This window comes from Actinoplanes palleronii, from assembly GCF_016862315.1.
Classification (GTDB): domain Bacteria; phylum Actinomycetota; class Actinomycetes; order Mycobacteriales; family Micromonosporaceae; genus Actinoplanes; species Actinoplanes palleronii.
Map to the genome: position 1 here is coordinate 36,342 of NZ_BOMS01000130.1, position 20,471 is coordinate 56,812.

The window sequence follows — 20,471 nt, forward strand, 5'->3', positions numbered from 1 at the left end:
GCGCTCTCGGCATTCCGGTGGAAGGGGTGCGTGGCGGGATCCTTGCGGTTACCGCCGTTACAGCCACTTCCGGGGTACGCGCTCCGCCCGGCACAGTGGGTGGCATGCCGGAACACAAGGTCGCCATGCTGGTTCTGCCCGGGGCCGCGCCCCTCGACGTCGGCATCCCCGCGCAGGTCTTCGCGCCACGGCACGGCCTGGGCTACCAGCCCGTGCCGTGCGCGGCCCAGCCCGGCGCGGTGCCCGGCCGGGACGGTCTGGGCTTCACCGTCGAGGCCGGTCTCGAGGCGTTCAACGACGCCGGCACGGTCATCGTGTGCGGCTTCCGGGACCCGACCGGCCCGATCGACGGCCGGGTGCTCGACGCGCTGCGGGCGGCCGCCTTCCGCGGCACCCGGATGGTGGCCATCTGCACCGGGGCGTTCGCGCTGGCCGCGGCCGGGGTGCTCGACGGCCGGCGGGCCACCACGCACTGGCAGATGGCCCCGGTGCTGGCCCGGGAGTACCCGAAGGTACGGGTCGACGGCGAGGTGCTCTTCGTCGACGAGGGCCAGGTGCTGACGTCGGCCGGGGTGGCCGCCGGGATCGACCTGTGCCTGCACATCGTCCGGCGTGACCACGGGGTGCGCGCGTCGAACACGATCGCCCGGGTGCTGGTGGCCGCGCCGTACCGCAGCGGCGGCCAGTCCCAGTACGTGCCGCGCAGCCTGCCCGAGCCGCTCGGCGACGTGTTCGCGGCGACCCGGGAGTGGGCGCTGCGGCATCTCGAGACGCCGCTCACGGTGGACGGGCTGGCCCGGCACGCGGGGGTGTCGGCGCGGACGTTCGGGCGGCGCTTCGTCGAGGACACCGGGTACACGCCGATGCAGTGGGTGCTGCGGGCACGGGTGGACCTGGCCCGGGAGCTGCTCGAACGTACCGTCCTGGGTGTCGACCAGATCGCCGCACGGACCGGTGTCGGCACCGGCGCGAACCTGCGGATGCACTTCCAGCGGATCCTCGGCACCTCGCCGAGCGAGTACCGGCGGACATTCGCTGGCGGAAAGCTTACGACAGCTGACGTCCCGGCACCTGCCGGGCACCTGGCAGCGGCGGCACGCTGAGGACATGACAACACGAGTGGCCGTCAACGGCTTCGGACGCATCGGGCGCAACGTTCTCCGCGCCGCCGCCGGCAGTGACGTCGAGATCGTCGCGATCAACGACCTGACCGACCCGGGCACCCTCGCGCACCTGTTGCGCTACGACAGCTCGCTGGGCCGGTTCGCCGGCACCGTCGAGGCGCACGAGGACCACCTGCTCGTCGACGGCCGCCGGATCGAGGTGACCGCCGTCCGCGACCCGGCCGAGCTGCCGTGGAAGGAGTTCGGCGTGGACGTCGCGCTGGAGTCGACCGGCCGGTTCACCGCCGCCGCCGACGCCCGCGCGCACCTGGCCGCCGGCGCGCGCAAGGTGCTGGTCAGCGCCCCGTCGAAGGGCGCCGACCTGACCGTGGCGTACGGCCTGAACCACGGCGACTACGACCCGGCCGCGCACGACGTGGTCTCGAACGCGTCCTGCACCACGAACGGCCTCGCCCCGATCGCGTCGGTCCTCGACGACCTGGCCGGCATCGAGACCGGTTCGATGACGACGATCCACGCGTACACCCAGGAGCAGAACCTGCAGGACGGCCCGCACCGTGACCTGCGCCGGGCCCGCGCCGCCGCGCTGAACATCGCGCCGACCACGACCGGCGCGGCCACCGCGATCGGCGTGGTGCTGCCCCGGCTGGCCGGCAAGCTCACCGGGTACTCGGTGCGGGTGCCGGTCCCGGTCGGCTCGCTCGTCGAGCTGAACGCGATCGTCGAGCGCCCGGTCACCGCCCACGAGATCAACAGTGCGTTCGAGGCGGCCGCGCACGGCCCGCTGCGCGGCATCCTGGAGTTCTCCGCCGACCCGCTGGTCTCCACCGACATCACCGGCAACCCGGCATCGTCGATCTTCGACTCGCTGCTCACCACCGCGAACGGCCGTCTGGTGAAGGTGGTCGCCTGGTACGACAACGAGTGGGGCTTCGCCAACCGGGTGATCGACACGCTCTCCCTGCTGGGTCGTTAGCTCCGGCCACACGGCATCCGGCCGGCTTATCTATGCTGTCCGGATGGCGGTCACCCTGTCCGATGTCGCCCGGCTGGCCGGGGTCTCCCCCGCCACCGTCTCCCGCGTGATCAACGACAGCGCCAAGAAGGTCGCTCCTGAGCTCCGGGAGCGCGTGCTGGCCGCCGTCGCCGAGTTGCACTACGTGCCGAACGCGCACGCGCAGAACGTCGCCCGGCCGCGCAAGTCCGCGGTCGGGGTGATCGTGCACGACGTCTCCGACCCGTACTTCGCCGAGATCACCCGGGGCCTGCAGCGGCAGGCCGGCGCGCACGACCGGCTGCTGGTGATCTGCAACAGCTACCGGGAGCCGGAGCGCGAGCTGGCCTATGTGGCGCTGCTGCGCGCCCAGCAGGTGCACGCGCTGATCCTGGCCGGTTCCGGCTATCACGACGACGCGTTCACCGCCCGGCTCAACGGGGAGCTGAACGCGTACCAGCAGGGTGGCGGCCGGGTCGCGGTGATCGGCCGGCACGAGCTGGTCGGCAGCGCGGTGCTGCCGGCCAACGAGACCGGGGCGTACCAGCTGGGCTGCCGCGTCCTCGGCCTCGGCCACCGCCGGATCGGCGTGATCGCCGGCCCGCGCGCGCTGACCACCACCACCGACCGCCTCACCGGCATCCGCCGCGCCGCCGCCGAGCTGGGCGTGCCGCTCCCGCCGGACCAGATCGTCTACGCCGACTTCACCCGCGACGGCGGCGCCACCGCGGCCACCGAGCTGCTCGCCGCCGCCCCCGGCCTGACCGCGATCCTGGCCCTGAACGACTCGATGGCCGTCGGCACCCTGGCCACCCTCCGCGACCGCGGCATCGGCGTCCCCGACCAGATCTCGGTGACCGGTTTCGACGACATGCCGATCGCCCGCGACGTGACGCCGGCCCTGACCACGGTCCGGCTCCCCCTGGTCGGCATGGGCGAACGAGCCATGGCGCTGGCCCTGGGCGACGACCCCGGCCCGATCTCCGAACCCGCCACCGCCGAAATCATCTGGCGTTCCAGCTGCACCGCCCCCTCCCTCTGACCCCACCGAACCATCCGCAACCCCAGACCGCTCCGCCCCGGGCCGCAGCGCGCGTCCCGCTGCCCGGCTGGCTTCCAGGGGTGCCTCAGGGGCCACGACACACCCCCAGCAACCAGCCGAACAGCTCGGGCTGGCCCCCAGAGGTGCCTCAGGGGCTGCGAGACACCCCTGGCAACCAGCCGGCTGCGTGGGGGCGCGCTGCGGTCGGGGGTGAGGGCGGTGTCGCGGGGCCTCACGGGCGGGACTCGGCTTGTAGCCTGCGGACGGGCGCTCCGTAATTCGTACCCAATGGGGTTTTAATCCAGCAGCCAGCGGAGCAGGCCGTTGCCGTAAGGGGTGGCGGCCAGCGCGATCAGAATCAGCCAGATCACGGTGAGCACGGCCAGCTGGAGGGACGTGCGCCGATCGCCGGACCGCCAGGTGTGCGCCAGCGTCGCGGCGCCGAGCAGCAGCATCGCGATGCCGATCGGATAGATCAGCCAGGCGATCAGCCGGCACCCTCCGAAGATCCAGACCAGCGGGTTGACCAGCGAGTCCGGGCCGACACCGGGCAGCGAGTCCTTCGGGTCGCCGAGGCGCTCCAGGCCGGGGTGCAGGATCGCCCCGAGGTCGTCCGCGCGCACCGCCGCCAGGATCAGGACCACGAAACTGCCCATCAGGTACGCGATCAGAAACGCCACCTGGACCCAGACGACCGCGCGTCCGGGCCTGGAGGTCCGGCGGTCCCGGGCGAGATCGGTCATGCCGGCAATGTACCCAGATCTCGGCGCGCTGGTCGTCCCCGGATACGCCGAAGCGGCCCTGGAGTTCCAGGGCCGCCTCGATCGATCACGTTCAGGCCGGAGTGCTCTCCGCGGCCTGGTCCTCGATGGCCGCCCGGATCCGGTCGGCCTGGAGGCGGCTCTTGACGCCGGTCAGCGCGGTCACCCGGTAACGGGTGAGCTTGCCGGTGGTGCGCAGGTGCTCGTGCAGCTGGACGCCGTACTGCTCGAGGACCTCCTCGTCGCTCGGCCCGCGGCCACCCTGCGGCCGGGGCAGCAGGTGCATCCACGGCTGGTCGGCGCCGGACGGCTGACCGCCGAGCGCGGAGAGGTAGTCGCTGACGAACTCGCGGACGGTGGCCTCGTCGAGGCGCGGCACGCTCGGCGCGAGCATCATGGCGAGCTCGCGGGCGTCGGTGACGTCGCTGCCCTCCATCTCCTCGATCAGCGCGGTCCGCAGGTCCTCGATCGCCGCCATCCAGACCGCCGAGCCCACCGGCGCGGTGACCGGCTCGGGGAGCAGGTCCCGCCACGGATACGCGGCGTCGCCGGGCTCGCCGTTCATCTCGCGCACGTAGTCGTTGACGAACGACCGGACGACGCCCTCGCCGAGGTCCGGGACCCGCGGGGCCAGGGAGCGGACCAGCTCGGCGACCCGGGAGTAGGTCATCTCGGGCAGGTTGTCCGCGGTGACCTCGCTGGCGACCATGCGGCTGAGGCGTTCGACGGCGAGCCGCCACCACGGGGAGCCGACGATGTTGACGGCGCGCTGGGCGCCGGTCGGGGTGGCCGCCCAGGACGGCAGGTTGTGCTGCCCGTTCGTGCCGTTGGTGCCGTTGGAGCCGTTCGTGCTGTTGGAGCCGTTGGTGCCGTTGGTGCCGTCGGCGCTGTGACTGCCGTTGGTGCCGTTCGAGGGCGCGGCCACATACGGGCGGGGCGCGGGAATCGCCGGGATGGAGCCGAGCACGGCCGGGACCGCGCCGGGCACCGCGACGTCCTCGGCGGACCGGCGCTGGGCCGGCACCTCGGCGCCGTTCGCCGGCATGCCGAGCATCTCCTCCGGGGTCACCGCCGCGGCCAGCCGCTCACCCAGGCTGCCGGACTCGGCGGTCGAGTTCACCAGCGCGGCGAGCCTCGCGACCGTCGGCCGGACCGGCCCTTGTTCGTCAGCCTCAAGCGAAGCCGAAGCCGAAGCCGAAGCCGGGGCCGGGGCCGGAGCGGCCGCGGCAACAACCGGCGAGCTGGCCACCGGCGCGACCGGAGCGGTCGGCGCGGCAGCCGGCGGCATGAACTGCACCGGCTGCACCGGCTGCGCGGGCTGCCCCGAGGACACCGGCGGCGCCGACGGGACCGCGGGGGCGGACCGGATCGGCTCGGTGACCGGCTCGGCTGCCGCCGCCACCGTCGCGACCGGCGCGGCCGCAGCGGGCAGCAGGGCCACCGGCGCCGCCGGCCGCGCGTCGGCCGGGATCAGCAGGTCCATCACCCGCTGGATCCGGGCGAGCTGCTCGATGACCTCCTCGACCTCCGGCTCACCGGCGGTACGGGCGTCCTTCAGCAGGCGGTTGCGCCACCACGACTTCGGCCAGCGGGCCGAGCTGACCCGGTGGTGGTTGACCACCATCCGGCGCACCTGCCGCTCGTTGCCCATCCGGGCCAGGTCCGGGTCGTCGTCCGGGATCAGCCAGCCCCAGCGCTCGGCGAGACGCCGCGGGCTGTACGCGAACCGGCCACGCCGGACCCGCTGCCCCGCCGCGGTCAGCGCCGCCCACCACATCAGGAAGATCACGCAGGGCACCGCGAGACGCAGCAGCTTCTCGGTGCCGGTGACCGCGTTGCTGGCCACGATGACACCGGACACGCCGGCGATCAGGGCGGCGATCCACAGCATCGGGCCGGGGTGGCCGGGTGTCTCGATCCGGCCGTCCTCGCCGTAGACCGAGGTGTTGCGGTACTGCTCGGCGGCGAGACTGGTCGCGGTGAGGAAGCAGATCTCGAAGACCGCGAAGACCAGTACCGCGAAGACCTTGGGCAGGTTCAGCTGGTCGGTGGCGATCACCCACATGCCCTCGGCGTTGAGCAGCAGCGCCAGGTTCATGCTGAACGACAGGGCGATCGGGCGCAGCGGCTTGCCGGACCGTTTCGCCCAGATCGCGAAGCTGATCAGCAGGAGCACGCCGAGCACGCCTCCGGCCAGACTCGCCAGGGCGGCGTAGTCCGTCCAGAAGTTGCCTATCTGGGCGTTGAGGTCTTTCATCCGGGGGAGCCCTTCATCGGAACCGGAAGGTACGCGTCGAGTGCGGCCGCGATCAGCGCGGACCGGTTGCCGGCGGTGTGCGTGCAGGCCAGCCCGTCGATGACGGCGAGGTTCTCCGGGTTGGGCCGGATCGACACCTGCACCTGGTCCTCACGGTGCTGCCGGCGCGCGGGTCGCTGGGCCACGAAAATGCCGTCCTGGGCGTGCTCCGGCAGGGGGTTGCCGGTGAGCTCGGCCAGGCGGTGATGGGTGTCGTTGAGTGCGTCGAAGACGATCTGGGTGTGTGACCGACCGGCCGCCGCGGAGTGTTCCCGGAGCCGGGACCGCAGGCTGACCGCGAGATAGACGACCACGCTGCTGGCGGTGATCGTGCGTGCACTGCCTGGCACCGCGGGTCCTCCTCGTCGTCGGGGCATTCTTGCTGGCGCGGATTTCTATCACGTAACCGCCCCCGCACGCGAAAGCGAGTGCTATCCGATAGCTACCGGCCCCATTGGAGGACGACAGGTCTGGGCCGGGTGGCGATCACCGGGCAGAATCGTCGGTGTGCGGGTGTACCTGGCCGAGGGCGTGCAGGAGACGGTGGTCGGCCTGCGGGCCCCGGCGTCGTCGGTGCCGTGCGATCAGCTGGAGCTCGGCTCGATCGTGGTGCTCCGCCCCCGCCCCGGATTGCACGGGCAGCTGCGGGTGTCCTTCGAGGTGCCGAGGGCGGCCGGCTGGCGGCTGTTCGGGCGCTCGCCGTCCGACTACCGCTTCGTCGTGCAGCAGGACGACCGCGCCGACCTGCGCCGGGCCGTCGACGCCGCGGTGCTGACCATGGACCGCTGGCCGGTGCTGCGCGACCACGTCGGACTGTCCGATCCGAGCCCGAAGCTGGCCCAGGCGGTCTGGGAGCTGGCCGGCCTGCTGACCGACCGTGACCGGGTCCGGCTGACCTGGGAGCAGCTCACCGAGGCCGACCCGGACGTGCCGCGGGGCAGCCCGCTCCGCGCCGAGCTGGCCGCGCGCGCCACCCACGCCCGGGCCCGCCTGCGCGAGCTGGACGTGGCGGCCGGTTCCCGGGTCGGTCATCTCACCCGGCTCGCGGATCAGACCGAGGCGTTCGTCCGCCAGCAGCAGGCACTCGCGAACGCCCGGGCGCTGCTGCGCGAGTCGGACTATCTGATCGGCGCACCGTCCCCGGCGCCCGGTCACGAGACCCTCGACCTGGCCGAGCACACGTCCGCCGTGCTGACCGCCTATCGCGAGCTCACCGTGTGAGGCCGGGGTCGGGCGGCCGGAAGAAGTCGAGCTGCGACACTCTGCTCACCTGCACGGCCGCGGCGATCAGCGCACCGAGCGCGATCAGCGTCAGAACCGTGGCGATCGTCGGGTACCCCTGGGAGAGCACGTGCTCCCCCAGCCCGGCCTGCGCGAGCCCGACGCCGAGCATGTCGGGGATCGGCGAGTCCGAGTAGGGCTGCGCCACCTCGGCCGGGGTGAGCACCAGGGCGACGACGAGCGCCACCCCGGCGGCGGCCGCGAACCACAAGGTGGCCGGCCGGGCCCACGGCCGGACCCGATGGACCCCGCGCGCCAGCAGCGTGGTGACCACCGCGGTCACCGTCAGCACGATCGCGTTGACGGCGAGGGCGGTCCGGAGATGGCCGGCATCCCGGTCGAGGTAGGTCAGCGCGCTCGCCGGCCACGCGAAGCCGTGATAGGCGTCCGCCACCACGCCGACCCGCCACCAGCAGTCGATCGCTACGGCCGCCATCAGCGCCGCCGCCACCGCGCAAACGCCGAGCAGCATCGACCCGCGCCGGACCACTTTCGGCAGACGTTCGTCCACAGTCTCCCCCGTTTTTCCCTCGAACCGCAGGGGAGCATAGACGCACGGAAAAGGGGCCCCGGAGGGCCCCTTTCCCGTCATTTGCCTACTGGTTGAGAGAGCAGGTGGAAAGGCCCTCGGCGTTCAGGTTCGGCTTCGCGGCGGTGCGGCCGATCGCGGTTTCCATCCGGTTGATGGTCGAGAACCGCTTGTCCTTCAGCGGGCCAAGAATCGCATTCTGGATGAAGTTCGCGCCGCCCTGACCCTTGGTCGAGACGATCCGGTTGTTGGCTTCCTGGATCTGGGTCTGCAGCAGCGCCAGGTTCCGATCGATTTCGGCCTGGGCCGACGCCGGGATCGCCACGTTGATCGTCACGTCCGGGCAGTTGACCGTCGCGGTGCCGGTGTTGTTGCCGGCCGGCGCGGTGGTCGCGCCGGCGGTCGGCGCGGCCGTCGCGGTCGCGGTCGGTTCCGCCGTGGCGCCACCGCCGGCGGCGTCACCCGCTTCGTTCAGCGAGCAGGCCGACAGGCCCTCGGCGTTCAGGTCCGGCTTCGCGGCCTGGCGACCGATAGCGGTCTCCATCCGGTTGATCGTGGCGAACCGCTTGTCCTCCAGCGGGCCGAGGATCGCGTTCTGGATGAAGTTCACGCCGCCCTGGCCGATCGTGGTGGCCAGGCGGTTGTTCGCTTCCTTGATCTGCGTCTGGAGCAGCGCCAGGTTCCGATCGATCTCGGCCTGGGCCGACGCCGGGATCGCGACGTTGATCTTCACGTCCGGGCAGTTGACGGTCGGCGCTGCGGCCGTGCCACCGGTCGAGCCGGCGGCACCGGTCGCGGCCGGGACCGCGGTCGGCTCGGGCGCCGCGTTGCCGCCGCCGTTCTGGTTCAGCGCGCAGGTGGCGAGCGAGTCGACCGGCAGGTTCGGCTTGGCCGCGGTGCGCCCGATCGAGATCGCGATCCGATCAATAGTGGACGCGCGCTTGTCCTTCAGCGGGCCGAGGATCGCGTTCTGGATGAAGTTCACCCCGCCCTCGCCGACTGAGGTCGACAGGCGCTTGTTGGCCTCCTGGATCTGCGTGTTGAGCAGGGCCAGGTTGCGCTCCACCTCGGCCTTGGCCGACGCCGGGACGGCCGGCAGCGCCGGCGCGACCTGCGGGCAGTTCACGGTGGGCACGGCCTCCGAGGTCGCCGCGTTCGCCACACCGAGACCCACGCCGGCCACGGCCACCGCGACGCCCGCGATGGCGAAGCCTCGCCAGCGCCGCACATTGGATCCCCCCGCGTTACTCCGGTAGCTCCGGTAGCGCTTCATGTGTGTCGCCTTCCCCTCGGACCACGTTCGTGTTTCTCAATCCGTCCTTACGGGAACGCTCCCACTGCGGATCGAACTAAAGGAAAACTTAAGGATCAAGGGGCAGACGTCTTAAGGTCGCACTTATTCTTCGGCTCCCCGCCATTCCCGGAAAAGCTCCGCTGAACTGCGAAAACCCCCACCATCGGCAGGGGTTTCCGCGTTCCGTTCCGGACAGCTAGCTTTCCTGTACGAAATGGCCCAGCACGCCGATCTGCCGGTCGATGCCCCGGACCGCCTCCTCGGTGTGCGGCCGGCCGTCGATCTGTGCCCGCATCACCCGCAGCCCGTCCAGCAGGGCGGCCCGCAGATCGTCCAGGAGCACCTCACCGGTCGCGATCGAGTACACGTTCTCCTCGTCCTCGTCGCAGTTCGCCTCGATGTGCACCGTCGGCTCGGCCGCACCGGTCCGCCGGTAGTACAGGAAGTACGACCCGTCGAAGATGTACGAGAACGCGTCCGGCTCACCGTCACGGAGCGCCGCGTACGCCGTCACCGCGGAGCCGAGAACCGACAGCGGGAAGTCGGACCAGTCGCTGCCGGGGAAGTCCACCCCGTGCAGCGTCAGCCACACCCGGCCGGTGACGATCCCGTCAGCCGTCGCCGGTGTGCGCATCCCGGCGACCCGCCAGGTGATCGGGCCGGCCATCAGTTCAGCTTCGGATAGATGGTGCGCATGATCCCGCTGTCCTTGTTGATGATGAATTCGTACAGTTTGCCATTGACCCGGGCCTGCGCCTGGATCATCCGGGTCCCGGAGTCCCAGCCGACCACCCGAGGATTGCTCCGGAACGCCGACGCGGCCACCTCGGTGATCTGGTCGTCGGTCACGGTGCTCGGCCACAGGTTCTTCCCGCTGTGCACCCCCGCGCCGCCCGGCACGTGGTTCTCCCGCACGTGCGGGATGTCCACGCCGTTGAGGCTCTTGGGCAGCTTGACGTTCTTGAGCGCGTTCGGGGACCGCGCCATCGGGCAGTTGTGAACCAGCACCGCCGTGTCGCCGGCGTGCACGAAGTACGTGTGATAGCCCGCGACGGTCAGGTTGTACATGTCCTGGCTGCCGGTGAACGACCGGACCCCGGCCACCTCGGCCGTCACCCCGGCGGGCGTACGCAGCGCGGTGCCCTCGGCGAGGTCCTCCGCGTCGACCCAGGCACGCGCGTCCGCGTCCCAGAACGGGTGCTCGCCGGTCGTGTGCACGACGGCGTCCGGCCCGCCGCCGGCCACCGTGACGTCGGTCAGCTCGGTGTCGGTGTGCACGTGCACCGCGGTCACCGGCTCCGGCACCGGACGCCCGGTGATCGTGTCCCCGGCCAGGACCAGGTCGCCGGCCCGCAGCGAGGCGATCGGCGCGGTACCCCCGCCGCCGAGCACCACCCGGGTCTCCGGCCGGAAACTGTTGAGGCAGGCGTCACCGACGTCGTCGAGCGTGCGGGTGCCGAGGTAGGTGAGCCCCTCGTCGGTCTGCGCGTAGATCCGGCCGTCGCTGCTGTAGAACAGCTTGGCGCCGCCGCCGGAGAGGACCGCCTCGGTCCACGTCACCCCGGCCTGCTTCGACAACCCCGCGGGCGGGCCGGACAGGACCCGGGTGGTCCAGCCGGCCGGCAGACTCGCACCGGCCCGCAGTGCGGCGACCGCGTCCTTGGTCTTCTTCAGCACCCCGCCGGCCTTGTTCAGCTTGCCGGTCACCCCGGCCAGGTCCGCGGCCTTGCCGATGCCCTTGACGTACCCGAGGACGAAGACCGCGCCGAGCGCCCGTTCGGTGCCGTTGAGCGGCTGCCCGGTGACCACGTCCTTGCCGGTGATCGCCCCGGACAGGCCCAGCGCGTCACCGATCCCTGGCGTGACGCCGAGCAGCAGCGACATGTACTGGTCACGGCTCTGCTGGTCGTTGAGCCGCTGCAGGCGCTCCTCCGGAGTGCCCTGGAACGGGTCGTCGTAGAAGTCGCCGAAGTTCGACAGCGACATGCCGCTGCCCAGCATGGCCTTGATGTTCGGGAAGTCGGCGACCGCCGCGTTCATCTGATCCATGCCGGCGTTCATCTCGTCGAGCCCGGCGATCATCTGGTCCATACCGGCGTTCGCCTGCTTGATCCCGGCGTTGATCTGATCCATGGCGACGTTGGCGGCGGCGATGGACCGGTTCATCTCGTCGAGGCTCTGGTTGACCTGCCCGATCGCGGCGTTCATCTGGGTCATCGCCCGGTTCGCCCCGTCGAGCCCGGTGTTGATCTGCTGGAGGTCGCTGGTGATGCCCGGAAGCGCCTCGGCGAGCGTGGCCAGGACCTGCGCGACGGCGGCGGTGCCCTGAGCCACCGTCTTCAGGTCGTCGATCGTGCCCGTGACCTTCGCGCTGATCGCACCGGTCGACGGCACCAGCGCGGTCATGGTGTTCCCGGAGCCGGTCAGCGCGGTGGCGCCCTGTGCCAGCGCGCTCGCCGCGGACAGATACCGGGTGCGGCGCTCGTCGAGGTCGCCCTGCCAGCCGCCGAGGACCGCGCCGATCGTGCCGTTCCACTCGGAGAAGCCGGCCAGCGCGGTGGTCATCTCCGGCCGCAGGGTGGCCGCGGAACCGCCGGACTGCTGAGCGGCCAGTGCCGACCGCAGCGCGGCGATCTGCCCCGTGCCGTCGCCCAACGCCTCGGTCAGGTCGGCGACGATCGCGCGGGCGTCCGCGCTCAGCGGGGGCACACTGCCGCGGAACACGTCGATCGCGTAACCCGAGGTCACCAGCTGGGCGGCGACGGCGCCGACGCGCACCCGGGTGTCGGTGATGCACTGCTTGACCTGCGTGTAAAGGACGGTCAGGGTGCTGCCCGAAGCACTGTTGACGCAGGTCAGAGCGGCCGGAAGGGTGAAGCCCGAGTCGACGGCGCACTGCCGGAACTTCGCCAGCCGGGCCACCTTCTGCAGCAGCGTGTCGTTGTTCCCGCTCGTTCCGGGCGGCAGCACCTGATCGAGGCACTGGGTCAGGATCTCGAGGGAGGAGGAGGTCGTGCCGGTGGCGGCGGTGGCCGGTACCGGGGGCGACCCGAGGAACAGCGTCAGCACGAGGGCGGACGCCAGGAGAGCCTTACGCAAGGACGAACCCTTCGGAGCACTATGGACGATGCCGCCGGACATTACCGGCGAGTAACCGTGGCTTCGGCCCCGAACATCGCCTCTGTGCCGGTGCGCACAAAGCGCTCCGCCCGGGCGGCGGGCCCCGCTCGGGCGACGGTAGGGACCGGCTGAACCTGTCAAGATCGTGGTTGATTCCGGCGGGCGATATGCCACACTCGGCGACCATGACCCTGCCTCCCGAGGTCCGCGCGATCGTCCGAACCCGCCTCGCCCCGGAGACCGCGACGGCCTACCTGAACCTGGCCCGCCCCTCGATCGGCTATGCCCCGGCCGACGAGGGCTGGAGCGCGTTCGGCGGCGACCCCTCGGTGGCGGCCTTCGTCTGGCCGTGGTTCCAGGGTCGTCCGATGCTGATGCTGGCCCAGATCGACTGCGCCGAGTCCGTCGAGCTGCTCGGCCGCGAGTGGCCGTTCCCCGCCGAGGGCCGCCTGCTGTTCTTCCACGACGACGACTTCTCGGCCGGCTTCCCCGGCGACCACGGTGACGACGGCTGCCAGGTCCTGCACGTGGCCGACGCCCCGGTCGCCCCGCTCCCCGAGCCGCGCCGCACCATCCCCGCGCTCCCCCTGGTCCCGACCGCCCGGGGAGCGATCCCGAACTGGCACGACGACCTCGCCGAGCACCTGGGCCTGACCATCCGCGAGCTGATCGATCTGTCCGAGGATTTGACCCCGCACCTGCCCAAGCCCCGCCACCGCCTGCTCGGTTACCACGACAACCGGGACATCCCGGTGACCGGTCACCGCCCGCTGCTGCAGCTCACCGCCGAGGAGGGCACGACGTGGGGGCCGGTGACCAGCGTGACCTTCTGGATCACCGAAGCCGACCTGCGCACCGGCATCCTCGCCAACGTCCGCCGCTCCTACGCCTCCCCGTGACCCCCGCCGCGGCCCGCCCGGCCGGGGGGGCGGAGTTCCGGCGCGGAACACGCGACCACCCCGCCCGGCGGGCACGCCACGGCCCGGTGCGGGCCGAAGCGTGCCGCCACAGGGCGGGGTGGCTGCGGTCAGTGCGTACCGGAAAGGGGTTATCGCAGGCAGAGGCGGCCGGCGCCGGACTGCGCGGTGACCACCGCCGGGACCTGCGCCGTCGGGGTGAGCGGGCCGGCCCGCAGCACCGGCGTCCACCCGGCATCCGCGCCCAGGTCCGGGTCGTGGGTCGCGTTGTACTCGGACAGCAGGCTGACCGCGGTGACCGGGCCGGTGCCGATCCGGGTCAGCGTGCCCTTCTCGGTCAGCGCGCTGCCGCCCCAGTTGTAGACGATCTCGTCGAGGCCGATGTCGGCGCTGCGGAGCAGGAAGTTGTTCTCCGCGTAGATCGCCGAGTAGACACCGGCGCCCCACGAGTACTGGTAGGTGTCCTCGTCGGTGGCGTAGTAGTAGTTGTCGTAGACGTCCACCTGTCCGAATCGGACACGCGGCGCGCGCTGGCCGACGTTGGCGAACTTGTTGTGGTGGACCGTGACGCGGAGTTTGCCGACGTCCGCGCCGACCGTGTTGGTGGAGCCGATCAGCATGGTCTTGTCGTGCTCCTGGAACACGTTGTACGAGATCGTCACCAGGTCCGAAGCCCGGATCACGTCGAGCGCCCCGTCGTGCACCTGGTACGGCCGCCCGAAGTACTCCGGCTGCCCCGAGTCCACATTGTTCCCGTCACTGAACGTGTTGTGGTCGGCCCAGACATGGGTGCCGCCGGTCAGCGTGATCAGGTCGTACGCGGAGTTCCAGTTGCCGGCCGCGCCGTCGGTCGGGTCCCAGAGCGGGAAGCAGTCGGCGGCGTCCTCGAGGCGCAGGTTCCGGATGATCACGTTGTCGGCGGTGGAGACGAGCAGGTTCAGGCCGATCAGCCGGGCGTTGGCCAGCCCGACGATCGTGGTGTTGGACGGCACCTTGAGCTGCACGTCGGCGGCCTGGTTCTTCGCCGACCGCACCCGAGCCTCCTCGAGCGGCCCGGCCGGTTTGACCGTGGTCCCCTCGTACGCGGCCAGGAACGCGTCCAGCGAGTACGCCGGGTCGGCGTACGTGGCGCAGTCGCCGTTGCGCCGCAGCGTGCCGGCGACCAGCACGATCCGGGGTGCGGTGTCGGTCCCGGCGAGCGCGGCGGCGAGCTCGTCCCGGGTCCGGACGACATAGACGTGATCGTCGGCGGCGGCGGAGCCACCGGTGGTCCCGGTCCCGGACGCCGCCCAGCCGTCGGAGGCGGGAAGGACGTCCCTGGCGACAGCGGGGACGGTCAGGGAAACAGCGGACACGGGGGTGATGGCGACGCCGGCGAGGAGGAGGCCGGCGGTCACCGCGAGAGCGGATTGTCGAAGAAGCATGACGTGCTCCGATTCAGGCGACGGGTTCTAGATGCATCCAGGTGAAGACCAGCGGGTCGGCGCCCTGACTGATCAGGTGGTGGTCCTCGCCCGGTTCGAACACCACGACGTCACCGGCCTGGAACCGGTCGGCCTCGACACCCTCGATCTCGATGGCGCCGCTGCCCTGCACGATGACGAAGACTTCGGGGACGGTGTGCACGTGCCGGCCCGGCTCGTCGTGGGTGCGGAAGCCGGGCTGGGCGTAGACCCGGAACCCGCCCCGCTCCACGACGTGCCCGGGCAGGACGCTGGTGAAGGTCGGACCGCGGTGGTGGTCCGCCAGGTCAGTGAGCTTCAGTTTGCGCATGGTGCAGGGCTCCCTTCCATGGGCTGACCGCCCAGGCGATATCACTTTCGGACGGCAGGAGGCCGGTGGCGGCGACCTGCCGGACCAATTCGTCGGCGCCGGGCAGGATGTTCCCGCCGCCGTCCGGGTGCGGCCGCAGGAACGAGGCCGGGATCGGCTCCGGCGGCGCCGAGGAGACGATCGCCTCGGCGACCGCGGTGAACGTCCGGGTCCGCTCGAGCGGCACGATCAGCGGGTCGCCGGAGAGCAGGTTCTCCAGCAGCCCAACACGTCCGGATATTTCGTGGAATGACGTGTCACCGGACAGCACCACCCGGTCCGTCGGGTACTCCAACACGTCCGCCCCGACCCGGATCTCCCCGGCCACGAACACCGACGACGCCAGCGTCACCGCCACCGTGATCGTCCGCTGATCCGAACCGGCCAGCCGGAGGAACGTCGTGTCATCAGTCTGGATCTCCCGGGTTCGATAGCGCTCCAACTCCATCGTCACCGGCTCGAACCCGTCCGCCACGGACAGGGCCTGCATCAGCGCGTGCGCGAACGGGTTGACCAGCGCCCCGTCGAACGTCGCCTGCCGACCGGCCCACGGCGCCCGCCGGTAGTAGGAGTCCGCCCGCCACCACGCTCCGGCCGCGGACACCGGTGTAGCGCTGCCCGCGGTAGCCGTCCGGAACCGGTCGAGCGCCGCCGAACCGAGCGCCTGAAAACCGACCTGGCACCGCCGCCCGCTGTCCCGGATCGCCGCGGCCAGCCGATCGTGCTCGGCGAGCGTGGTCACCGGCGGCTTCTCCAGGAGCAGGTCCGCGCCGGCCGCGAGACAGTCCAGGGCGATCGGCAGGTGGGTGTGCGGCGGCGTACAAATGATCACCGCATCCGGGCGGACGGCCCGCAGCATCGCGGCGTGGTCGTCGAAGAACGGCACACCCGGTTCGGGCTCGACCGGACTCCGGTCACAGAGGGCGGCGATCTCCAGATCGCCGCGATCGGCAAGATCTTTGAGGGTACGGCGGTGCGAGACCCCGTGACCCCCCGCGCCGATCAGCGCGACCCGCGGCGTCATCGGCCGGCCGCCGCGATCGTGGCCGCCGCGCCGTGCCGCTCCAGCTCCCCCACCCAGCGGATCAGCTCGGCCCGCAACTCGCCGTCGGAGGCCAGCGCCGCCGGGAACACCTCGTCGAGCCCGAGCAGCGCGTCGACCAGCCCGGCCGGCGTGTCCGGACGCTGCGTGACCACGTCCCGGATCCGCGCCGCCAGGGGATCGTCGAGCGGCAGGGCGGACCCGTCGTCGGCGACGCCCCGCGCGAAGCGCATCCACCCGGCCAGCACCAGCGCGGCCCAGACCGGCACGGCACCGGCCCGCCGCCGGTCGGCGATCGTGCCGAGCAGCCGGTACGGCAGTTTCTGGCTCCCGTCCATCGCGACCTGGTGGGTACGGTGACCCAGCTCCCGGTTGGCGAACCGCTCGAGCACGGTCTCGCCGTACCCGAGCACCGTCACCCCGGCCGGCGGGGTCATCGACGGCGCGATGTCCTCGGCCAGGAACCGCCGCAGCAGCCCGCCCATCCCGGGCAGCTGGAGCGCGTCCGAGATCATCTCGCGGCCGGCCAGCGCGCCGAGGTACGCGCACGCCGAGTGCACCGAGTTCAGCGCCCGCAGCTTGAGCGTCTCCCACGGCTCCACGTCGGTCGTCATGATCGCCCCGGCCGCGGCCCAGTCCGGCCGGCCACCGGGGAACCGGTCCTCGATCACCCACTGGTGGAACGGCTCCGCGACGACCGGCACGCTGTCCTGCGCGCCGAGCGCGGCCGCCGCCCGGCGCAGATGGCCGGCGCTGGTCGCCGGCACGATCCGGTCGACCATGGTGGCCGGGAACGCCACCCCGGCCGGCAGCGACGCGCCGGCCACCTCGAGGGCCTGTTCCACCATCCCGCGGATCCGGGGGCCGTTGCCCTGCAGGTTGTCGCAGCACAGCACGGTCAGCGGGGTGCCGCGGGCCATGATCCCGCGGGCCAGCAGCGCGGGCACGCTGGTCGGCGGCGCCGCCCCGGTCAGTTGCGCGCGCAGCTCGTCGTCGACCAGCAGCCGCCCGTCCGGTCCGAGCCGGTACGCCTTCTCGGTCACGGTCAGCGACACGATCCGGATGCCCGGGTCGGCGATCGCGGCCAGCACGCCGTACGGGTCGCCGGCCGCGTGCCCGAGCCCGGACAGGATGCCGACCGCCCGCGCGTGGTCCGGGCCGTCGCCGACGGTGAGCACGCTGTAGAGCCGGTCCTGGGCGCGCAGCTTGTCGACGATGACCCGGGAGCGCGGCGCGACCCCGACGATGCCCCAGTCGCCGCCGGCCGCCGCGACCGCGGTCTCGGTGTAGACGGCCTGGTGCGCGCGGTGGAACGCGCCGAGCCCGAGGTGCAGGATGCCGGGCCGGACGGCGCCGGGCGGTACGGCCGGACGGCACTCCGGTGCGAGCCCGGCGAGCGCGGCGAGGCGCAGCGTGGTGGTCACCGTCATGCCGTTCGGTCCAGCCGGAAGACCTTCTTCGGCAGGTGGTATGCCAGGTCGGCGATGGTCTCGGCGGCCTCGTCGAGCGGCAGCCGGCCCTCGGCGACCAGCCGGGCCAGGTATCCGGCGTCGACCCGGCGGGCCACGTCGTGCCGGGCCGGGATCGAGCAGAACGCGCGGGTGTCGTCGACGAACCCGGCCGTGTTGTAGAACCCGGCCGACTCGGTGACCGTCTCGCGGAACCGGCGCAGACCCTCCGGGCTGTCCAGGAACCACCACGGCGCGCCCAGGTAGATCGCGGCGTAGCCACCGGCCAGCGGCGCGAGCTCACGGGTGAACGCGGTCTCGTCCAGGGTGTAGAGCACGATCCGCAGCCGTGGGTCGTCGCCGTAGCGGTCCAGCAGCGGGCGCAGCGCCTGCACGTACTCGGTGCCGGACGGGATGTCGCCGCCGACGTCGCGGCCGTGCCGGGCGTGCAGCGCCCGGTTGTGGTTGCGCACCGAGCCCGGGTGCAGCTGCATCACCAGGCCGTCCTCGAGGGACATCCGGGCGAACTCGACGAGCATGTGCGCCCGGAACGTCTCGGCGTCCGCCGCGTCGGCGGCCCCGCCGAGGCCCTTGCGGTACAGCACGGCGACGTCGGCGTCGCTGAGCTCGACCGTCGCGGCGGTCGGGTGCCCGTGGTCGGAGCTGGTGGCGCCGGCGGCGACGAACAACTCGCGGCGCGCCCTCAACGCCGACAGGAATCCGGGGTACGTCCCGACGTCCAGCCCGGTCAGCTCGCCGAGCACGGCCACGCGCCCGGCCCAGCCGGTCCACTCCATGTCGACCAGGTTGTCCGGCCGGAACGTGGTGATCACCCGGCCGCCCGGCCCGCCCCAGCCGTCGGCGGCGAGTTTCGCGTGCACCGCGAGGTCGTCGATCGGGCTCTCGGTGGTCGCCAGGACCTCGATGTTGAACCGGGTGAACAGCGCCCGCGGCCGGTACTCCGGTTCGGCCAGCCGGGCGGACAGCTCGTCGTAGATCTCGTCGGCGGTGTCCGCGCCGAACCGTTTCTCGATCCCGAACACCTCGGCGAAGACCTTCTCGGTCCACAGCCGGGACGGTGTGCCGCGGAACAGGTGCCAGTTCGCGGCGAGCAGCCGCCAGATGGCCCGGCCGTCGGTCTCCACCGCGCTGCCGTCGACGCTCGGCACGCCCAGCCGGGAGGGCGGGATGCCCTGGCTGTTCAGCATCCGGGTGACGTAGTGGTCGGGTACCACGAAGAGCCGGGCCGGGTCGCCGAACGGTTCGTCGTTCGCCAGCAGCGCCGGGTCGACGTGGCCGTGCGGGCTGATCAGTGGCAGGTCGCGGGCGTGGGCGTAGAGCTCACGGGCGATACCGCGCTGGGTCGCCTCGGCGGGGAACAGGGTCACTTGATCTCCTCGAGATCTAGGAGGTCCGATACGCGGACGGCCTGTCCGGTTGCCAGTGACTCATTGGCGGCCAGGCCGGTGAGCAGGGCGCGGGCGCCGTCCACGGCGTTCGCGGTCCGGCCGAGCGGGTCGGGCGGCGCGTCCGGCCGGATCAGGTCGGCGAGCATCCGCACGTCGGCTCCACCGTGCCCCTGCCGGGAGTACCCGTCCACAGTGATCTCACGCGGCGGGGCCCAGAACGGCCGGACCAGCAGGCGCCGCCAGCCCTGCTCGGCACTCGACAGCGAGCCGGGCTCGCCCTTGACCGCCCCGGCCGCGCCCGGCGCGACGTGATCGGTCTCGACCACCTCGAGCTCGAGACGGCCCTTGCTGCCGTTGACCATCACCCGGTAGCCCTCCCAGGGTGCGTACGCGGTGAGGTGGTAGCTCATCGACGGGCCCCGGGCGTAGCGGACCAGCACCGCCATGTCGTCCTCGATGGTCACCCCGGGCGCGAAGACGTTCTGGTCGCGCAGGTAGCCGTCGTGCTGCTCGGCCTGCAGGTACAGCTCGCGCATCGCGGGCTCGTCGGCCATCCGCAGCGCGAACGGGTCACCCTCGGCGGCGGCCGCGCCGTGCGCCCGGTCGTAGTCGCGGGCGTACCCGTGCCGCCGGCCCTGCTCGCCGTAGAAGAACAGCCGCCCGGCCGCGAACACCTGGTCCGGCGCGTCGTCCAGCCACCAGTTGACCAGGTCGAAGTGGTGGCCGGCCTTGTGCACCAGCAGCCCGCCGGAGTTGGCCTTGTCCCGGTGCCAGCGGCGGAAGTAGTCGGCGCCGTGCCGCACGTCGAGCAGCCACTCGAAGTGCACCGAGCCGATCTCGCCGATCTCCCCGGACGCGAGGACCTGTTTCACCGCCTGGTGCAGCGGGTTGTAGCGGTAGTTGAAGGTGACCCGGACGCGGCGGCCGGTGCGGGCCTGCGCCGCGAGGATCCGGCGGCAGCCGGGCACGTCGACGGTCATCGGCTTCTCGGTGACCGCGTCGCAGCCGGCCTCCATCGCGGCGACCAGGTACTCGTCGTGGTACCTGTCGACCGTGGTGACCAGCACGACGTCGACCCGTTCCCGCTTGAGCATCTCGGTGAAGTCGGCAGCGGCGTAGAGCGGCACCTGGCCCTTGCCCTCGGAGGCCAGCCGTCTGTTGTGGACGGCCAGGCGTTCCGGGTTGGTGTCGGCCAGGGCGACCAGCTGGGCCACATCGGCGTGGTCGTCGGTGAGCGCCCGGATGAACATCCCGGCCCGGGCGCCGGCACCGACCAAGGCGTAGCGGAGCATGCGATCGCCTCCGTTCGGCAAACGTTTGCAACAGATTAGGTACGAGACCTCGATCGAAGTCAATGGACGGTCCAAATATGCCCCAGTTTGCCGCATCTACGTCATGCATC

The 20,471-nt window shown here is 71.9% G+C and carries 18 protein-coding genes; 5 read left to right on the forward strand and 13 right to left on the reverse strand.

Features of this window, described 5'->3' with window-relative positions:
* The first annotated feature begins 104 nt into the window (after positions 1-104).
* Genes Apa02nite_RS38430 through Apa02nite_RS38440 form a run of 3 tightly spaced genes read left to right on the forward strand, consistent with a single transcriptional unit; the run spans position 105 to position 3,160 of the window.
* On the forward strand, positions 105-1,103 hold the full coding sequence (locus tag Apa02nite_RS38430; protein WP_203829430.1) for a GlxA family transcriptional regulator: 999 nt from the start codon (positions 105-107) through the stop codon (positions 1,101-1,103).
* A 4-nt stretch (positions 1,104-1,107) separates the two neighbouring features.
* Entirely contained in the window at positions 1,108-2,100 is a 993-nt protein-coding gene (gene gap / locus Apa02nite_RS38435; protein ID WP_203829431.1) for a type I glyceraldehyde-3-phosphate dehydrogenase, read from the forward strand.
* A gap of 43 nt (positions 2,101-2,143) precedes the next feature.
* The gene (locus Apa02nite_RS38440; RefSeq protein ID WP_203829432.1) at positions 2,144-3,160 is read left to right on the forward strand and encodes a LacI family DNA-binding transcriptional regulator; all 1,017 of its coding nucleotides are present in this window, start codon (positions 2,144-2,146) and stop codon (positions 3,158-3,160) included.
* Between the two features lie 296 nt (positions 3,161-3,456).
* Here Apa02nite_RS38440 and Apa02nite_RS38445 read toward each other — a convergent pair whose 3' ends face one another.
* The 3 genes from Apa02nite_RS38445 to Apa02nite_RS38455 form a co-directional block, all read right to left on the reverse strand.
* A complete protein-coding gene (locus Apa02nite_RS38445; protein ID WP_203829433.1) occupies positions 3,457-3,903 on the reverse strand; it encodes a hypothetical protein in 447 nt (148 codons plus the stop codon).
* A 91-nt stretch (positions 3,904-3,994) separates the two neighbouring features.
* Positions 3,995-6,178, reverse strand: coding sequence for an MFS transporter (locus Apa02nite_RS38450; protein ID WP_203829434.1), 2,184 nt, complete (start codon positions 6,176-6,178; stop codon positions 3,995-3,997).
* A complete protein-coding gene (locus Apa02nite_RS38455) occupies positions 6,175-6,567 on the reverse strand; it encodes a hypothetical protein (protein ID WP_157441599.1) in 393 nt (130 codons plus the stop codon). The genes Apa02nite_RS38450 and Apa02nite_RS38455 overlap by 4 nt, the downstream gene beginning before the upstream one ends.
* A 157-nt stretch (positions 6,568-6,724) precedes the next feature.
* Between Apa02nite_RS38455 and Apa02nite_RS38460 the strand changes: the two genes are divergently transcribed.
* Positions 6,725-7,438 carry a hypothetical protein gene (locus Apa02nite_RS38460; protein ID WP_067696408.1) on the forward strand — a complete coding sequence of 238 codons (714 nt, stop codon included), beginning with the start codon at positions 6,725-6,727 and terminating at the stop codon, positions 7,436-7,438.
* Here the strand turns inward: Apa02nite_RS38460 and Apa02nite_RS38465 are convergent.
* From Apa02nite_RS38465 to Apa02nite_RS38480, 4 genes are all read right to left on the reverse strand, one after another.
* Positions 7,428-8,009, reverse strand: coding sequence for a hypothetical protein (locus Apa02nite_RS38465; protein ID WP_203829435.1), 582 nt, complete (start codon positions 8,007-8,009; stop codon positions 7,428-7,430). The two genes, Apa02nite_RS38460 and Apa02nite_RS38465, sit on opposite strands and share 11 nt — an antisense overlap.
* 85 nt (positions 8,010-8,094) lie before the next feature.
* The gene (locus tag Apa02nite_RS38470; protein ID WP_239164834.1) at positions 8,095-9,255 is read right to left on the reverse strand and encodes a hypothetical protein; all 1,161 of its coding nucleotides are present in this window, start codon (positions 9,253-9,255) and stop codon (positions 8,095-8,097) included.
* A 262-nt stretch (positions 9,256-9,517) separates the two neighbouring features.
* Complete coding sequence (locus Apa02nite_RS38475) at positions 9,518-9,988, reverse strand: hypothetical protein (protein ID WP_203829437.1); 471 nt, start codon at positions 9,986-9,988, stop codon at positions 9,518-9,520.
* Positions 9,988-12,420: a polymorphic toxin-type HINT domain-containing protein gene (locus Apa02nite_RS38480; RefSeq protein ID WP_203829438.1), complete on the reverse strand. Its 2,433-nt coding sequence runs from the start codon at positions 12,418-12,420 to the stop codon at positions 9,988-9,990. Before Apa02nite_RS38480 ends, Apa02nite_RS38475 begins: the two co-directional genes overlap by 1 nt.
* Positions 12,421-12,626: 206 nt before the next feature.
* Here Apa02nite_RS38480 and Apa02nite_RS38485 point away from each other — a divergent pair, with 206 nt between their 5' ends.
* Positions 12,627-13,340 carry a DUF1963 domain-containing protein gene (locus Apa02nite_RS38485; RefSeq protein WP_203829439.1) on the forward strand — a complete coding sequence of 238 codons (714 nt, stop codon included), beginning with the start codon at positions 12,627-12,629 and terminating at the stop codon, positions 13,338-13,340.
* Positions 13,341-13,489: 149 nt separating this feature from the next.
* On the opposite strand, the gene Apa02nite_RS38490 is transcribed toward Apa02nite_RS38485, so the two are convergent.
* From Apa02nite_RS38490 to Apa02nite_RS38515, 6 genes are read right to left on the reverse strand one after another with little or no spacing between them, the layout of a single operon-like run.
* Complete coding sequence (locus Apa02nite_RS38490; protein ID WP_203829440.1) at positions 13,490-14,782, reverse strand: pectate lyase family protein; 1,293 nt, start codon at positions 14,780-14,782, stop codon at positions 13,490-13,492.
* A 13-nt stretch (positions 14,783-14,795) separates the two neighbouring features.
* Positions 14,796-15,131 (reverse strand): cupin domain-containing protein, encoded by a 336-nt coding sequence (locus tag Apa02nite_RS38495; protein ID WP_067696420.1) that lies wholly within the window; start codon positions 15,129-15,131, stop codon positions 14,796-14,798.
* A complete protein-coding gene (locus tag Apa02nite_RS38500; protein ID WP_203829441.1) occupies positions 15,109-16,194 on the reverse strand; it encodes a Gfo/Idh/MocA family protein in 1,086 nt (361 codons plus the stop codon). The genes Apa02nite_RS38495 and Apa02nite_RS38500 overlap by 23 nt, the downstream gene beginning before the upstream one ends.
* Positions 16,191-17,642 (reverse strand): mannitol dehydrogenase family protein, encoded by a 1,452-nt coding sequence (locus tag Apa02nite_RS38505; protein ID WP_203829442.1) that lies wholly within the window; start codon positions 17,640-17,642, stop codon positions 16,191-16,193. The genes Apa02nite_RS38500 and Apa02nite_RS38505 overlap by 4 nt, the downstream gene beginning before the upstream one ends.
* A complete protein-coding gene (gene uxaC, locus Apa02nite_RS38510; RefSeq protein ID WP_203829443.1) occupies positions 17,639-19,048 on the reverse strand; it encodes a glucuronate isomerase in 1,410 nt (469 codons plus the stop codon). The genes Apa02nite_RS38505 and uxaC overlap by 4 nt, the downstream gene beginning before the upstream one ends.
* Complete coding sequence (locus tag Apa02nite_RS38515) at positions 19,045-20,361, reverse strand: Gfo/Idh/MocA family oxidoreductase (RefSeq protein ID WP_203829444.1); 1,317 nt, start codon at positions 20,359-20,361, stop codon at positions 19,045-19,047. The genes uxaC and Apa02nite_RS38515 overlap by 4 nt, the downstream gene beginning before the upstream one ends.
* Positions 20,362-20,471 lie beyond the last annotated feature (110 nt).

Excerpts from the sequence above, each read along its gene's own strand:
- Apa02nite_RS38430 (WP_203829430.1), top strand. The coding sequence starts at position 105 with ATGCCGGAACACAAGGTCGCCATGCTGGTTCTGCCCGGGGCCGCGCCC.
- gap (WP_203829431.1), top strand. The coding sequence starts at position 1,108 with ATGACAACACGAGTGGCCGTCAACGGCTTCGGACGCATCGGGCGCAAC.
- Apa02nite_RS38440 (WP_203829432.1), top strand. The coding sequence starts at position 2,144 with ATGGCGGTCACCCTGTCCGATGTCGCCCGGCTGGCCGGGGTCTCCCCC.
- Apa02nite_RS38445 (WP_203829433.1), bottom strand. The coding sequence starts at position 3,903 with ATGACCGATCTCGCCCGGGACCGCCGGACCTCCAGGCCCGGACGCGCG.
- Apa02nite_RS38450 (WP_203829434.1), bottom strand. The coding sequence starts at position 6,178 with ATGAAAGACCTCAACGCCCAGATAGGCAACTTCTGGACGGACTACGCC.
- Apa02nite_RS38475 (WP_203829437.1), bottom strand. The coding sequence starts at position 9,988 with ATGGCCGGCCCGATCACCTGGCGGGTCGCCGGGATGCGCACACCGGCG.
- Apa02nite_RS38485 (WP_203829439.1), top strand. The coding sequence starts at position 12,627 with ATGACCCTGCCTCCCGAGGTCCGCGCGATCGTCCGAACCCGCCTCGCC.
- Apa02nite_RS38490 (WP_203829440.1), bottom strand. The coding sequence starts at position 14,782 with ATGCTTCTTCGACAATCCGCTCTCGCGGTGACCGCCGGCCTCCTCCTC.
- Apa02nite_RS38495 (WP_067696420.1), bottom strand. The coding sequence starts at position 15,131 with ATGCGCAAACTGAAGCTCACTGACCTGGCGGACCACCACCGCGGTCCG.
- Apa02nite_RS38500 (WP_203829441.1), bottom strand. The coding sequence starts at position 16,194 with ATGACGCCGCGGGTCGCGCTGATCGGCGCGGGGGGTCACGGGGTCTCG.
- Apa02nite_RS38505 (WP_203829442.1), bottom strand. The coding sequence starts at position 17,642 with ATGACGGTGACCACCACGCTGCGCCTCGCCGCGCTCGCCGGGCTCGCA.
- Apa02nite_RS38515 (WP_203829444.1), bottom strand. The coding sequence starts at position 20,361 with ATGCTCCGCTACGCCTTGGTCGGTGCCGGCGCCCGGGCCGGGATGTTC.